At 48.6% G+C, this 15,567-nt stretch carries 13 protein-coding genes; 1 reads left to right on the forward strand and 12 read right to left on the reverse strand.

All coding sequences use genetic code 11. From position 1 onward, the window contains the following. From R3175_RS11495 to R3175_RS11515, 5 genes are all read right to left on the reverse strand, one after another. On the reverse strand, positions 1–531 hold a 531-nt coding region (locus tag R3175_RS11495), incomplete at its 3' end, for a hypothetical protein (protein ID WP_318944421.1). Between the two features lie 177 nt (positions 532–708). Beyond that, positions 709–2,757: a YjbH domain-containing protein gene (locus R3175_RS11500; RefSeq protein ID WP_318944422.1), complete on the reverse strand. Its 2,049-nt coding sequence runs from the start codon at positions 2,755–2,757 to the stop codon at positions 709–711. 246 nt (positions 2,758–3,003) lie between these two features. Beyond that, positions 3,004–3,489: a transcription/translation regulatory transformer protein RfaH gene (rfaH, locus tag R3175_RS11505; protein ID WP_318944423.1), complete on the reverse strand. Its 486-nt coding sequence runs from the start codon at positions 3,487–3,489 to the stop codon at positions 3,004–3,006. After that, positions 3,486–4,253, reverse strand: a complete 768-nt coding sequence (gene cysQ, locus R3175_RS11510) for a 3'(2'),5'-bisphosphate nucleotidase CysQ (RefSeq protein ID WP_318944424.1) — start codon at positions 4,251–4,253, stop codon at positions 3,486–3,488. The genes rfaH and cysQ overlap by 4 nt, the downstream gene beginning before the upstream one ends. 141 nt (positions 4,254–4,394) lie before the next feature. Then, entirely contained in the window at positions 4,395–5,342 is a 948-nt protein-coding gene (locus R3175_RS11515) for a hypothetical protein (protein ID WP_318944425.1), read from the reverse strand. Between the two features lie 359 nt (positions 5,343–5,701). On the opposite strand from R3175_RS11515, the gene R3175_RS11520 reads away from it, so the two are divergent. Next, a protein-coding gene (locus R3175_RS11520) for an IS3 family transposase (RefSeq protein WP_318944426.1) occupies positions 5,702–6,855 on the forward strand; the annotation gives its coding sequence in 2 pieces (ribosomal slippage) (positions 5,702–5,942 and positions 5,942–6,855; 1,155 coding nt in all). Positions 6,856–6,920: 65 nt separating this feature from the next. Here R3175_RS11520 and R3175_RS11525 read toward each other — a convergent pair. The 7 genes from R3175_RS11525 to R3175_RS11555 all read right to left on the reverse strand — a co-directional run bounded on the left by R3175_RS11525 (position 6,921) and on the right by R3175_RS11555 (position 15,564). Continuing rightward, positions 6,921–7,934, reverse strand: coding sequence for a hypothetical protein (locus R3175_RS11525; protein WP_318944427.1), 1,014 nt, complete (start codon positions 7,932–7,934; stop codon positions 6,921–6,923). 39 nt (positions 7,935–7,973) lie between these two features. Beyond that, on the reverse strand, positions 7,974–9,980 hold the full coding sequence (locus tag R3175_RS11530) for an acyltransferase family protein (RefSeq protein WP_318944428.1): 2,007 nt from the start codon (positions 9,978–9,980) through the stop codon (positions 7,974–7,976). A 54-nt stretch (positions 9,981–10,034) separates the two neighbouring features. Continuing rightward, positions 10,035–10,829: a polysaccharide pyruvyl transferase family protein gene (locus R3175_RS11535; RefSeq protein WP_318944429.1), complete on the reverse strand. Its 795-nt coding sequence runs from the start codon at positions 10,827–10,829 to the stop codon at positions 10,035–10,037. Positions 10,830–10,865: 36 nt separating this feature from the next. After that, positions 10,866–11,651 carry a hypothetical protein gene (locus tag R3175_RS11540; RefSeq protein WP_318944430.1) on the reverse strand — a complete coding sequence of 262 codons (786 nt, stop codon included), beginning with the start codon at positions 11,649–11,651 and terminating at the stop codon, positions 10,866–10,868. A gap of 32 nt (positions 11,652–11,683) precedes the next feature. Next, entirely contained in the window at positions 11,684–13,390 is a 1,707-nt protein-coding gene (locus tag R3175_RS11545) for an ABC transporter ATP-binding protein (protein WP_318944431.1), read from the reverse strand. Between the two features lie 211 nt (positions 13,391–13,601). Next, positions 13,602–14,507 carry a glycosyltransferase gene (locus R3175_RS11550; protein WP_318944432.1) on the reverse strand — a complete coding sequence of 302 codons (906 nt, stop codon included), beginning with the start codon at positions 14,505–14,507 and terminating at the stop codon, positions 13,602–13,604. After that, positions 14,494–15,564 (reverse strand): DUF354 domain-containing protein, encoded by a 1,071-nt coding sequence (locus tag R3175_RS11555; protein WP_318944433.1) that lies wholly within the window; start codon positions 15,562–15,564, stop codon positions 14,494–14,496. Before R3175_RS11555 ends, R3175_RS11550 begins: the two co-directional genes overlap by 14 nt. Between the last annotated feature and the right edge of the window lie 3 nt (positions 15,565–15,567).

Genomic DNA, 15,567 nt, shown 5'->3' on the forward strand with positions numbered 1-15,567 from the left:
GTCATAGTCGGTCAAATCGACACCGCTCACGCCCAGTTCATCGGCCAGCTCGTCGGCAGCCTGCTTCTTCAGCTCCGCCAGGGAGGCGGTGGAGCCTGCAGCCAGGGCCTGTTCGATCTTGGACTGGATGATGGTGGAGAAACCGCTCACGGCCTTACTGCCGGCGGGGGCCAGGTAGGTCAAGCCGGCGCCGACGGCCTGGAAGGTGTCTTCGTCGATGGTGCTGGCGGTGGTTTCCATCACCAGCGGGTATTGGAGATCGGCATCGCTGAGGTTGTCGATCTGGAACTCACCACCTTCCTCGGTAATGGTGTTCGGTTCGCCGTCGTCGCAGGCCTTGTTCAGGTTGCGGTCTACGCAGACCAGGGCGCCGACCAGGTACCCGTCATAGGTAACCCCTGCGGAGCTACCTTCCGGGGTGGAAGAGCTTGAGCTGCTGTTGTTGGAACAGCCGGTGAATGCGGCGGCGGCAGACACTACCGCAATGGCGGCCAGCTTGTGCTTGATGCTTCCTTTTGAATATTGAGTCATGGTTTTCCTCTCGCTCCTGGTGATCTCAGTTCCATTCATTGGCCAGTTGGCCGGTTTGTTTTTGCTTTTGTGTCATGAGGTTGTACAGCCATGCACGTTGCCGGACAAAGCGCTCCGCTGGCTTTGGCCACTATAGGCATTCAGGCTGAAAAGGCAACAACATGCAGCGTTGAACGCTCAGTGATTGGAAAGTCTTCCCCGGTTAAAGTACACCTCCCGAAGCGGGTTGGCCGATTGAACGATGGCCGCTCCACCAAAGCTGGTGATGTTTTTGTCCTCATTGATGCGGGTTTGCACACTGTACGACCAGTCGGCATCTCCCTGCAACTGCAGGTATTTGAATTGACGGTCTTTTACAGGCGTCAGCGGGATCACCCAGCCCAGGCTGACAAACTCAGCGTCGGTGTTCTTGTACTGCAATGTCAGGGCGTAGTCACCGAACCAGAAGCGGCTGTCCACCCGCACGCCGGTGTCTTCGGCGAAGAACTGGCCGCCGTAGACATCCAGTTGCACATCCCAGTTGGGGTTGTAGTAGGAGTAGCGCGCCAGGGCCTGGCGGCGGGTGAAGTCATCCAGATCCTGATGGCGGAAGTAGCCGCCCACAAAGGCCAGGCTGTGATGCCCTCCCGGGGTGAGGACCATGGTTTCATTCAGCACACCCCGGTAGTCGAAGGCGTAGCGGCCGGCATGAACAGCGGTGTAGGCCCACGGCAGCAGGCGAAGGGTCTGCTGGATCTCCGCCTCGATCAGGTCGGTGCGCTGGCGATCGTTGTAGAACACGCCACCGCGCTCAAAGTCTTCGCTGCTGTAGAACTCGGCGTTGTAACTGGCGGAGACCAAGGCCCCAGGCCACAGGGAGGCAGACAGCTCGGTCCCCAGGGCAACGGATGCATCCCACACCCCGTATTCGGTGGCCACCCCGGAGCTGATGTTGGGCCTGAAGGTCAGGCGCGGCTTCCAGGTTGGGCCGTAGCTGCCCTCAAATTGCCAGTCCGGTTCCGGCTCGTTACCACGCTGCAGGATCCCGCCCGGGGCGAACGCCGCACCCAGGGTGTAAAGCGCGTCCTCTCCCTCCAGCGATACCGTTCGGCTAACCACGGGGATGGCCTGGTTCAACAGGGTAAGCTGAACCTGCTTATGAGCGCCGGAGACCGACTGTGCCCGCCGAACGACGTCGTACAGCGCATCCCGCTCATCCCGGTTGTACAGATTGTTCTCCCAGCGCACGTGCAACGTATCGCCCACGCTGGCAGTACTCACCCGTTCGTAACCGGCTTCCACCAGTTGCACGCCCATAATACGGGCCACATCCGTATTATGGGTTGAGGTGTTGGCTTCGGTCGGCTTTTGCTCCAGGGCTGTCGGGCGTGCAGACAGTCCTGTACTTGCGGAAGCCGGTGACTCGCGACCGGGGACTGGGCCCGGTCCTGGTGCCCCCTGCGCCAACTGGGGTCGTGTGCCCGCATTGCCAAACGGAATGCTGATTCCGATGGAGGCGAAGCGGCGATCATCTGCGTATTCGCCGCGATCATAGGCCATGACCTTGCCCTTTACCTGAAGCCCGCCGGGCAACCAGCCTTGCGGCGAGGTCACTCCGGCCCCGACCCGGAAGTCCTGGCTATCATGCTCGGCCATAAAGTTGAGCCAGGGAAATGGCTTGAACGAGACCGCACCAAACGCACCGTCCAGGTACCTGGGCACGGTCGACTTGGGGTCCCCATAGCCCAGCGTGACTTCCAGCGGGCCAAATTGGCGTCCGGCAGCAAGGTAGACCGCTTCAAAGTCGTCGGTTTCCCCGCCCAGATCCTGGATGCCCGCCGCCAGGGTAAACCAGTCTTGAGGAATGAGAGGAACTTGCAGCTTTACGTTGGCGGAGAGGTCGCGAATGCCGCAGCCCTCGGTGTAACAGTTGCTATGGGTTTCATCCCAGATCACCCGGCCACCGACCTCAACGTAAGGAAACACGCCGAAGGCGCCGGAGACGTTCTGATTGTACCTATAACGTCCGTTTACGAACCCCTGGTCGGACCACTGGACGTCTGCCTGCCCCCGCGGGAGCACCGTGGAGGAGGGAACGTTCAGGAAACCGCTGTAGCCGGGAAACGCCAACTCCCGAGTGAAAGGCTCGGCTTGTGTACTCTCGGGGCCAAGCAGAACCCCGCCAATGGCGGCCGCCTTCAGGCACGCTACCGCCCCACTAACCAGGGCCCAGTGTTTTGAGGTCATAGACAATAGAACTTTTTCAGGCAGGGTTGTTGGGCAGGACGAGCCTTCCCCGACGGATCCCTGTCAGGTGCTAGATCTTGGCTTGAACCAAATTGCAACAAACCAATTGCGAAGTTGTGACGCAATTCTACCTGACGGATTGTTACGAGCAAGCTTCAGGCCAGCCTGGGCCGTTCGATTGCCGCAAATTACCCGTCAAATGCTGTTAAATCGCGTGCGTTTAGCCCATTCGTCCATAAATTAGGCTTATAACTTTGGCCGAAGGGTGGTAACCGGCACGGTCACCCGCTGTTGTTTCTGCATGAACTCAATGAGCACGATGGCCCGCTCATCGCCGTCAAAGGCCTGGAACACCGCTGACAAGCCCCGGAAGGGGCCGTCGTCCAGCTCAACGGGCTGGCCGGCGCGGATGCCGCCCTGCTCCTCCACCAGGGAGAGCCCCTGCTTTAACCGCTGGATCACCTCGTCGCCGATTGCCGCGGGCTGATTGCCAAAGCCGACCACCCGGAGCACGCCTCGTGTCGAGCGCAGCTTGGCCCAGCGTGGGTCATCCTGGTGCAGGTGCACGAACAAGTAGCCGGCAAATAGGGGCTCCAACCGGCTCACCCGCTTGCCGGCACGTACCTTCTCCACCTTGACCTTGGGGTAGAAACAGGGGATGTCTTGCCGTTGCAGGTGGTCCAGGGCGCGGTCGCCCTGGGCCGGCTTATGCTGAAGCACGTACCAACTCATCGATACCACTTGGCGGAGGCGACGAAGTAGGGGTTGAGCACGTCTTCCTTGCCATAGCGCAGGGGCTGGCCGTCTAGGGTTTCCACCTTGCCACCGGCGGCGGCGAGCACCGCATGGGCGGCTCCGGTGTCCCACTCGCAGGTGGGGCCCAGGCGTGGGTAGATGTCCGCATGGCCTTCGGCAATTTTGCAGAACTTGAGGGAACTGCCGGCCTGTACCAACTGGTGCTCGCCGATCTTCTCGATGAAGGCGCGGGTTTCGTCGTTCAGGTGATTCTTGCTGGCCACAATGCGTTTCTCGGCCTTGGGCACCACCACACTGATGCGGCGGACGCGGCCCGTGCGGTCCCGCTTCCAGGCGCCCTGGCCTTTCACGCCCCAATAGGCTTCCTTGAGGGCTGGCGCGGTGACCACGCCCAGTACCGGCTCGCCGTGCTCCACCAGGGCGATGTTGACGGTGAACTCGCCGGTGCGCTGGGTGAAGTCCTTGGTGCCATCGATGGGGTCCACCAGCCAGAACCGGTGCCAACGACGGCGCTCACTCCAGGGGGCACTGGCCGCCTCTTCGGAGAGAATGGGGATGTCGTGGCTGAGGTTGCGCAAGCCCTCGACGATCACCCTGTGGGAGGCCAGGTCTGCGGCGGTGATGGGGGATTCATCGGCCTTGTATTCCACCTTGAAGTCGGACCGGTAGATGTCCATCACCTTCTGGCTGGCTTGATCGGCAATGCGGATGACATCCTGGAGGAGCGATTGGTATTCCATGAAGGTCGGCGTCCTGCTCTGGTTGGCTATGGAGATTGGCGCCATGATAACACCGGAACGCCGGCCGATGGCACCTCCGTCCCTGGAGATGCCCGCTATCCTTGCCGGGAAATCAATAGTTCGGGCCCACACCCTTTTGTATCACTCGGTTCCCGAACCGCCGCTGGTGCCGGTGCCGCCGGTGGGGTCGTCGTTCACCCGCTGCCGGTAGGCGTCTTCAGCCAACTCGTCTTCGGCTGCTTGCTCCTGGATTTCCAGCAAGGTCGGCACCGAGGGCGTTGAATCACTTACGATCTGATTCCGTGTGGCAACAATCCTGTCCTCTATGGCAAATACCCGAAGGTCGTTATCCACCGCATTCTTGACCGCCGCAGCATTGAGCTTTTTGATCACCGCACCGAACGCCGCTCTGGGGTTGTCAGGGGCCAGGGACTCGGCCTGGGGCTTCAGTATGATGATCTGTTCGGTGAGGATCTGGTTAACCAGGTGTATTTTTGCCGCCAGTTCCCGGGTAACGTTGTCCGCCAGGCCAGACGTTTTGGTGGCGATGGGGTCAAAGTTGGTGAGGTTGATACTACCTGCATCGAGTTCCTGGGCCAGCTGACTGTTTGCCTGCTGCCTGAGCGTTGCCAGCGAGGCGGTCGAGCCGGCCGCCAAGGCAGACTCTATTCGTGACTGAATGATGGTGGACAGCGCGCTGATCGCCTGGCTGCCAGGCGGAGCGGTGAACTTGAGGTTGTCATCGACTTGCGTGTTGCCGTCCTCGTCCACCGTGTCCTCGGTCGGCTCCAGAATCAGGGGCCATTGGAGTTCCGCATCTGTCAGGTCATCGATCTCGAAGACACCGCCAGCTCTGGTAACGTCAGACGGTTCAGCGGCGTCACACACTTTATCCAGATCCCTGTCGATACAGACCAGCGCCCTGAACAGGTAGCCGTCGTAGGCGATGCCTTCGGAAGTGCCCTCGGGAGTGATGGAGCTGGAGCCGCTGCTGTTGTTGGAGCAGGCGGTAAGAAACGAACTTGCAGCTACAATCGATAAACAGGCTCTACCCAACCTGCTGAGCACATTATGGCGCTGAGACCTCATACGTTACACTCCCGGCTCATTATCACAGCACGCCCTGCGAACTGAATAGCTAGTATACGAGGAGCCTAACATTTGACTTTAGTCAACCTAACTTTCGCAGTGAAACAACCCCTTACCGCATGTTGGAGTTGAAGGTTGACCCCAGCAGATCAATGAAAAGCTACTCGTAGCTTCTTGAAGATCGCTACACGACCTAGACTCAAACCCAAGCATAGCCTTCAACAAGAAAAGTGCTAACTATCGAGCACATCTTCAATTAGGATCGATTACTCCATAGCGATGAAATTTGAGCGAACTGGGTTCTACCCCGTTACTGCGGACACTTCTAAAAAGAGGCACAATATGCCAAAGGAGTGTTCATGACCAAACGCAGAAAATATAGCCCAGAATTCAAACGCGAAGCCATCGCTCTGACTCGTCAGCCTGGCATCAGTTGTCGGCAGGTGGCCTTGGAGATAGGCATCAATCCCAATCTACTGTCTCGTTGGCGTAGAGAAGCCGATGCCGAGACCGATAAGGCCTTCAAGGGTTCTGGTTCGCCCAGGGATGAAGAGGTCGCCCGCCTCAAGCGGGAGCTCGCCCGCGTGAAGAAGGAGCGTGATTTTTTGCGCGAAGCGGCAGTGTTCTTCGCAAAGGAGTCGTCCTGAGGTATCAGGCGATTCAGCATTGTCGCAGTCATTTCCCAATACGCTTGATGTGTCGATGTCTGAAGGTGTCACCCAGTGGCTATTACGCTTGGGTGTCCCGCCCACAGTCCGTCAGGTCGAGTACGAATCAGCTTCTGTTGGTCCGTATCCGAGAGATTCACGACGACAGCGGAGGCATGATTGGCTCGCCACGTATGCATGAGGATCTGGTCGCTGAAGGCGCGTCCGTCAGCCTGAATCGAGTGGCTCGTCTGATGGCAAAGCATGGCATCCAGGGCTGGCCCAGAAAGAAGCGAGGCCGCGCTGGCCGACCATCCTACCGACCACCCGGCATCCAGAATCATCTGGAGCGGAACTTCTCAGCGCTGGAGCCGGACACTAAATGGGTTACCGATATCACTGAAATACCGACTCAGGAAGGAAAGCTCTTCCTGTGTGTGGTTCTGGATCTGTTTAGCAAACTGGTGGTGGGCTGGTCGATGCATCATCGCCAGGATCGCCATATGGTCATCAGAGCGGTTGAGATGGCTGTCTGGCAGCGTCAGGGAAAAGTGCCTGTCATTCTGCATTCAGATCGCGGCAGTCAATTCACCAGTGGCGATTATCAACGCTTCCTTGGCAGCAATCGTGTTGTAAGTAGCATGAGCGCGGTCGGGCACTGTGGAGACAATGCGGCCTGCGAGGGCTTCTTCGGGATACTCAAGCGCGAGCGTGTCCATCACCGACGCTATCGAACCCTGGATGAGGCAAGGGCTGACGTATTCGATTACATCGAACGGTTCCATAATCCCAGGATGCGGCGTAGAGTTGCTGCTCAGGACCGGAAGCTGTCCACCGTTTTAAAACCGTCCGTGGAAACGGGGTAGAACCCCATTGCGCCCACACAGTTCATTCCGAATTGAAAACAATTCAGCAGGAAATCGGGCGGTAATCAGCGGATTATTAGTAATTTATTCCATGATTCGAGCACTTTTGATTTTCCAAACATTTTATTTGCCTCAAACCTTATACGGGATCCTTCAGAGGTTCTACCACCACCTGTAAGTTGTCCCAAATACTTTACTAACCCCTCTTCGTTATCAAAAACCTTTATCCCACTAAAATGTTCGACGTTCTGCATCCATGATAGAAAAGGCGAATCCAACGCAAAGGTGGAAACTCCAACAGATGCCGCGTAGAAAAAACTTCCACTAACAATCATCTCATCACTTTGGTGTGGCAAAATCAACCCTCGGGATTTTTTAAGTAAACCTTGTGCAACCGTCTCAGGCAGGTATTCTGAGTAAAACTTCACATCTTTATCCTTAGCTAACTCTTTAAGAAAAGAAAGATAAGAGTCGTCCTTAGATACGCCTGCAATAACCAAACAAATGTTAGGCGGCCAAACTTCTAGAATATATTCTATCTTTTTATATCTATCAATTGATCCAAACACAACAAAATAATCCTGTTGATGTTCCGGCCCAAACCGACAATCACTTTCGGAAACAGGATACAATGGATGAGGGACATAACTGTAACCTTTTTCAACCAAATGGGGCGAATGACAAACTTTAATGGTTGACCAAGCTTCGATAATATCAGAAAAACGGGACGCCACATGCTTTGATAACCCTCGCATCCCATGCGGATAGAAATTATGGCGAACATAAATAATTCTGCGAGAAGACATTCTAAAAACAAAAAATAGGACAAAAAATTTTAAGACACCCAGGAAATAAATCTTCCCATTTTTGGCCATCAAATTTTCATGCCAATTAATAATAACATAAGAAAAACGATCAACTGTCATCGACCGTATAAGAAACAGTAATTTATTCAACCTTCCTTTGGGGAGGACGAAAATGGAGACATCATCTAATAGGCCAAGAAAGCCATACATTATCTTTGTATACTTGTTCTCGACAGCCTCAGAAGGAGACGGGACGTATAGAACCTTTTTCAAACCATACCCCTAGAATGTCAAAATAATATAAAAACCTTCTTATAAATCTAAAAATTCGTATATAACTTTATCTGCAATATCTTTAGCTCCATAGTTCGTTAAGTGGTTACTATCAAAATACAATAGCTTACCATTTCTATGAACAATGCATCGGCCGGGAACATCCGTATTACATAAAAGATCCGATGGCTTAACATGCACAAGTTTTGCGCCATCAACATGGCTGCTTATTGTTTCAAAAACTTCAACAATATCTCTCACTCTACTAAGGTAGCGACTAAAACTTACGGAACCTGTATCCGGGTATAAGGCCCCATTTTTTTGGTAAAATCGCGAGAGATACTGTGGCACGTCCCAACCTGCTTCTGGGACATCCCATAACAAAATAACGTTAACACCAGAATCCAAAAAGCGGCTTACTGTAGCCTTGTAGGAATTGAGTATAGCTAGTTTTTTATCTTCTACCGACGAAAACTCCCCATTAAGTGGCCCGATATCCAGTATTCGACCGTACCCAACTCCGCCTTCGCCGTTATTATATCTAGTATCATGGTAATATAAGGCCCAACGAGCCGATATTATTACAGTGTCAATACCCTTACGAACAACGTATCGATAGTTGTTCTCATTAACCTCATGACAATTTCTCTCTTCCCTTTGCTTAAGTTGAGAGGCGGGAAAACAACCTGAATATGATCGCATGATAATTCCAACACCTGCTTTACCAGCTGCATCCGCAAGAGCTTGACTAATTGCAGCGGAATGCGAGTCGCCTAGCAGCGCAATCTTAGTATTATTTGGCTCTCCCAAAATACACAAATTATTTTCAGGTACAACATCACCAGGATGAGACTGACAATGGTGATATTTGGACCTATCATCAGCCGAAGCAGCGATTTTGTTAATCACACTCCCATACCGTTGTGGAAGACCGTTAGTGGTTAATCCTACAACGCCAATACTGATCAAGACTAATGCCGCTAATGTAGAAAAAACAAAAACATCTCGGGTCATAAGGGATAAACCTAAGCCTCCAACCCTAAAAGGCTTTTCGACATATAAGTAGCTTAAATATGACAATAGAAAAACAAATGCTATCAATATTAAACTATTCGCACCGCCTAAGAAATCCGGATTATAAATCCTAACAAATGCAAAAACAGGTTGATGCCAAAGATATATACTAAAACTAATCAATCCAATTTTAGTAATGATACCTAGCGAAAGAATCCGACCAACCAAATTATCGTGTGACGCAAAACATAAAATGCATGCTGCGCCCACTACTGGCAACAAAGTATAATATGACGGGAAAGGGGTGTATTTATCATACATGAATATTGAAGCTATGATAAAGACAAAGCCAAGCGATGCCAAGAAACCGTTCGCCCGAACCTTCCCCTCACAGAAAAAAAATGCACATATGCAACCAACCCCAAGCTCCCAAGCTCTAGCTGGAAACAAATAGAAAGCGGCGCTTTGATCAAACGAATATATATACTCGGCCAGAACGAAACTAATAATGGTAAAAAAAATTACGATTAACTTTACTAAGCTAGGACGGTGTCTCCAGACTAATAAAAATACTAGCGGATATAGTAAATAAAACTGCTCCTCGACACCAAGACTCCACGTATGAATTAACGGGTTAAGCTCTACATTTGGAGAAAAGTAGTCCTCTTCGAGCCAAAATAGGATATTGGAGCTAAACGTTGCAACCGAAACCAATCCCTTAGAAAATAAAAAAAACTCATCCGGAAGCATTAATATTATTGAGAATGGGATACAGACGCTAGCAACCAGAATTAAGGCGGGAATAATTCTGCGCGCGCGACGTTCGTAAAAGCTAACAAGAGTAAAACAATCTTCCTGAAACTCTTTAATTATTATTGATGTAATCAAAAAACCGCTTATCACAAAAAAAACATCAACTCCCAAATAGCCACCGGAAAGAACATCAAATCCAGCATGATAAAAAACGACGGAAGCAACAGAAATTGCTCTCAATCCGTCAATTTCCGGTCTATACTTAATCGCTGGAAGCATCTTAATATTAGCCCTTAAATTACAGCTATAATTTAAAACCTCAAAACCTTCCCGTTAAAGCCAAAGATCTTTTGGGAAGGCGCCTATAAGTCGATCACTTACTTCAGATACATCGTAGCTAGGTTCGCCTCCCAAATCTAAGGCCTGGCTAATACTATTTGCTATGCGATACCCCCCTCGCCCAGTTCCCAAGTAATAATCTTCGTATTTAAAATCCGATTCATTGGGACTCGGTAGTAGCCGTGCGGGTACACCCATCGACTCAGCTAAAACTATAGCGTGTAATGACGTCCCTACAACAAACCGACTGCTAGCTATACGACGAGCAATACCATCTAGTCCTGAAGTTGGATCAACTACCTCTTTAACACCCTTCCAAATATCATAATCGTTCAAGTTTGGGATGATAGTTAGGTCATACTCTTTGTCATCAGGAACACCAAACAACTCAGAATAAAACTTAACTAAAAGAATACCCGGGTCTCCGAAAATTTCCGGACATGGGATAGACCTCTTGAGGAGAAAGTCCCTAGTTAAAGGTCCACGTACTGCTCTCACATCAATCTCTGAAAACCGGTGACGTCTATCAGGTATTTTCCCATTAACACCACTTCCCCATATGACGTCCCCACTTTGAGCCAAGTGAAGTATAGAGCCTACGGTCAGCAGTCTTTGGTCCCCTCTCACTCCTTGCTTAGGAGATAACTCCAACGCCCTAAGCATTCCGTCAACGACAACTGGGCCTATAAGATCACCAAAATTATTAGGTCTTTTGTATAAGGGAATATAAGACCAGGGCTTTTTTCTAAATAGCTTCCTGCGTGGATTCCAATTTACTACAGTAACCATAGAAATTAACACCGCCCATATAATTTGTTGCCCTAATTACGAAACCCGGAATTTTATCCGAGACCTAAGCCATTTATAAAAGACAAAAAGTAGATTAGGTCGTCCATCATTTACGCTATCATTGAAGCCAAAGGACTCATTTCCAGGAATCAAATTCTCGCGCCGATTAAGAATCTTTGCTGCCTTTTGACACTCGGCTTTTTTAGATCCGGTAGCTCCGGCGAAATGTACAAGAAAGATCTTTTTAGTATTATTGAAGAGGTCTTCCAGTCTACAATTGAAATCGGTGTAGTCATGTAGATCAAAATAATGGCTGTATTTCTCATTAACCCTCAAATGGTAGACCATTACATCCTGGTCACCATCGGTGTAGTAGCCAACCTCGCGCTCATTATTGCCCCACCACTCTTTTACCTCAACCCGATCTGAATTATATACATCTTGAAGAAACTCTTTTCCCAAATTGTCACATTTAATAAAAAACTGCCCAGAGCTCACGTAAGTTTTTATTTTCTTATATGAAGGACTTGAACAAATACTTAAAAAACTATCACCCTTAGGCAGGTAATTCGTTAGATCAAAGCTAAAATCAACAAAAAATGCATCATCATCCATCCAGAATATGTAATCAAATAAATCAATATACTCTAATACATATTCAATTTTGTTGAAGAACTTACTGGAATGCCTACCAGGCCATGAACAGTTGATATAATAAAGCCCCCATTTATCACAGTATGCTTTGTGATTCTCATATGAAAATAGAGGGGTAGCAGGATATCGGCCAGAAACCACCGCGATCTTAAGTTGTCGCATTTGCATGACTCAGCTCCTTCCTCTGATTTTACTCATATTTACGTTCGATTGGCCATTTCTTTGAAAATAGCATTTCTTTCTGAAAGCTCATCAAAGGTACCACTGTCCAATACACGCCCTTTATCCAGTAAAAAAATCACATCGCACTCTTTGATAGTCGCCAATCTGTGCGCGACTATTATTATAGTTTTCTGCCCAGAGATTCTATGTATTGAATCCATTACCAATTTTTCCGAAATGCCATCAAGCGCACTAGTGGCCTCGTCTAATACCAATATATCGGGATTTTGATACAGTGCTCGGGCAATACCTATCCGTTGACGCTGCCCTCCTGAAAGAAAAACCCCTCTTTCCCCAACGATAGTATCCAACCCTTGGGGAAGAGTAGAAATTAAATCGCTTAGATGAGATAGCTCTAAAGCACGTATAACTTTTTGCTGATCTATTTCTGAGATCGGAACTCCAAATGCTACGTTCTCCCATACCGATCCGTTGGACAAGAAAATCGATTGGGGCACGAACCCTACGCTATTTTGCCAAGCCTTAACCTCAACTCCCGTTAGAAGCTTTCCATCGATCAGAAATGAACCTTCACTTGGCTGAATCAAGCCAAGTAACAGATCTATTAGCGTTGACTTCCCTGATCCAGAGGCGCCAACAATACCAACTATCCTGTTCACAGGAATAGTGATATTAATCTCGTTGAGCGCTGCTTCCATTTTATTAGGATATTGAAACACAATATGATCTAGCTTGATCTCTGCCTTTGGAGTAAGTCTATAGTAGAGATCTTTTGATGAACTCACAATTTTTCTAGCTGCTGCTAAATCACTTTTTATGGATCTTAACGCTGAAACATTTCCTTTTATTTGAGACAAGCTCGAGTAGACTTGTTGGAACGCAGGCAGTATTTTTAATCCGGCCAAGGCGTAAACAGAAAGTAAAGGAAGAATTTTTCCAGTGTCTCCCTTATATGCAACAAGGAGATAAAGAATCAAAATTATTGCACTACCAAATGCTACCAACTCCAATGCATAGCGAGGTGCTTGCCACAATGTTTGGTTGCTACCTACAGAAATCGCAAATTTTCGAGATTCCTTTTCAAACTGCTCTGTAAAATGCCTTTGGCGCCCGAGTAGCAAAATATCCTTGATACCCCCAAACCCTTCAGCTAATAACTTGTAACGCATTTGTTGGGAGTCGCTAATTTTTCTACCATTACTTCCTAATTTCCTTCGAACAATACTGAACAACGTCACATAGGAAACTGTGAACAACGCCAACAGCAACAAAGCGACAAAAGGATTATAAAAAAACATGGCCGTTGCCATAAAGGTCGCCATGACGAACTTTGCATTCATATGCATCAATGGGTTTATAACTTGATTAGTAACCCTTTGTGTTTCCTGAGCTATGCGACTCGTAAGCAAATCGCTACTATTCTCAACATGAAACATCCATGGACGATACATATAATAACGATAGAGCCTACTACCTAGATCCGCACCAACTCTTGCTCCATACATCGATAAACGCCAAATGGTAAACATTGACAATGCTGCAGTAAAAAGAAGAATAAATAGAATAATTATCCCAATCAACACTAAAAATTCGTAAGGTTCTCCAACCCCGCTTGCTTGATAAGCCTTGGCTATATAGCCGTTTCCATAGAGTTGCGTAATATCACCCACTATTGCCATAAACGGGCCAATAGAGGCGACGCTTGCAATTTCTGAAAACGACATTAAAACTACCAACACCTGTAGTCGGAGAAGCTTCCTACGTTGGTCGCTTGTAAGAAGAGCATAAAGTTCTTTTATTTGACTAAGCATAATTCAAAAAACTTATAAATAATAATTCGGTTAAGCAAGCAATTAACAAAAATTGAGTTGCATTTATTGCTTTAAGGCCAGAGTCGATTTCATTAATGATCAATAAGTTAAAAAAATATTTTTATTATCGCCGTTCAGCAGATCCACCAAGTCCCAAGCGAACCTTTTCAATAGCTTTGGCTGTAAAAACCAGTGCTGCTACAAGCAAAATCTGAATTTTATCAACCGCTGATGAAAATCTTTTATTTTCAATAACCATTTTTATTTGCTTTAAAACACTCATGCTTTCGATTTTTGGCTGAGTATTATTTAATCCTTTCAGAACAGTCTGACCTCCTGTTACACGCCGAGTTTTAGTCACTAGTTCTCTCAAGGAGCTACGAGCAGAGTGTTGTACCTGGACATTGCGAACAAAGAGCAAACGACAACCTGCCAACGTTGCTCTTTGGCACCACTCATAGTCACCTTTTGAGCGTAGTCGCGCATCAAACAAGCCTACTTTCTCAAATACTTCCCGGTGAGAAAAAAGATTTGCTGTTACAGAATAACCTCGTCGTTCGATGTTTAAGGCCTGAGGGAAGCCAAAAATGATTTCAAACTTTTCAACCGCAGTCGGCTGCGTTGAGTTTTGAGCGAATAACTCCACTTCCCCGCCCCCTACCGTATCGGGAGGGTGTGACGACAAGAATGACACAATGTTCTTTAACCAGTTAGGTCTTGGTAGGCAATCTGCATCGGTAAATACTACAAACCGGCCTTCTGCTACTCTCAACCCTTTATTCCTTGCGGCGTACGAACCGGCTATTAGATGCTCTAACACAATCTTTGAGCGGCCTTCCCACTGAGCTTCAAATGACTTCAAAAGCTCCAAAGAGCTATCCGATGAACCGTTATCAACGAAAATTAACTCAAATTTTTCTTGATCGAAAGATTGGTTAGCAATGGATATGAAAAGGTCAGGGAGGTCTTTTTCTGCATTATATACTGGGATAATAACTGAAACTTCCACCCCCCTTTTATCGTCGGGCATGATTTAGCTCCCGCCTTAGTTCACTAATATTTTCTCCAGCCTGCAATATCAAGTTGACCACATGGTTTGGGACATCGATCATATTATCCAACATGCTCTGCCACCTACGTTTCACTTCATTGTCATCAATTAACAAAAGCTCTCTTATTAATGTCTCGAGTTCTTTAAAATCAAGTGTCCTTAGGTTCCGCAGTAGACCGTACTTATGCTCTTGCTCATCACAATATCCACGCCCAGTGTTTGCCGCATAGATCGCGGGTACTCCCAATACAACTGATTCAGACGCCATAGTTGCACTCTCCCCCACAAACAGCCGGCAAAATGCCATTACATGGTGCAGGTTTGAGGGGTTGCCCAAATATGCGAAACGTTCAAGCTTTTCTGGTAATGGCCCCTCAGAGGAGACAATAACCTTTCCTCGCTGTGACAAGAAAATCACTACTTTTTCCAAAAGCTCTTGGCTCCACCCTTCTTCACCTATATCATGATTTGCTTTCCAGGAAACCACCCTTATTAGGAAGGTATCGCCAGTTGGGCTCAATCCGCTATCAACAGCGATCTCTCGAGAAGCCTCAAAAGAATCCGGATGCAAATATGACAGCTCATGATAGCCCTTATAACGGTCTGTGTGGGGAGGGACTCGCCCTTGATAACAATCAGGAACAGATACGACCGAGGCAAATGGATAAGTAAATAAGTTCTGTAGTTTAGCATTTTCCGTATCGTAGAAAGCGATGGACGGAATCCTAGTGAACGCCCCAACTTGAGCAACGAAAATTCCCCCAATTGCCGCCATTACATCCGGTTTTTCTTTACGAATATATCGATAAAGCGCAAAGTTTCTGCCTAGCAACTCTGTTGCTAGGCCCCAAATACCTTCTCCGACATTATGATAAAGACATTGGTGTTCCCTCCCACTCTCCTCAATGAGCTTGATTGCCACTTCCTTGTCGCGACTGGTAATCACAACCTCATGGCCGAGACTTTCCAAGATATCAATAGGCTTTTTGAAAAAATGAAAATGAGCGGGATGACATATATCGATCAGAACTTTCATTCA

The sequence above is a fragment of the Marinobacter sp. genome (genome assembly GCF_033722735.1).
GTDB lineage: Bacteria > Pseudomonadota > Gammaproteobacteria > Pseudomonadales > Oleiphilaceae > Marinobacter.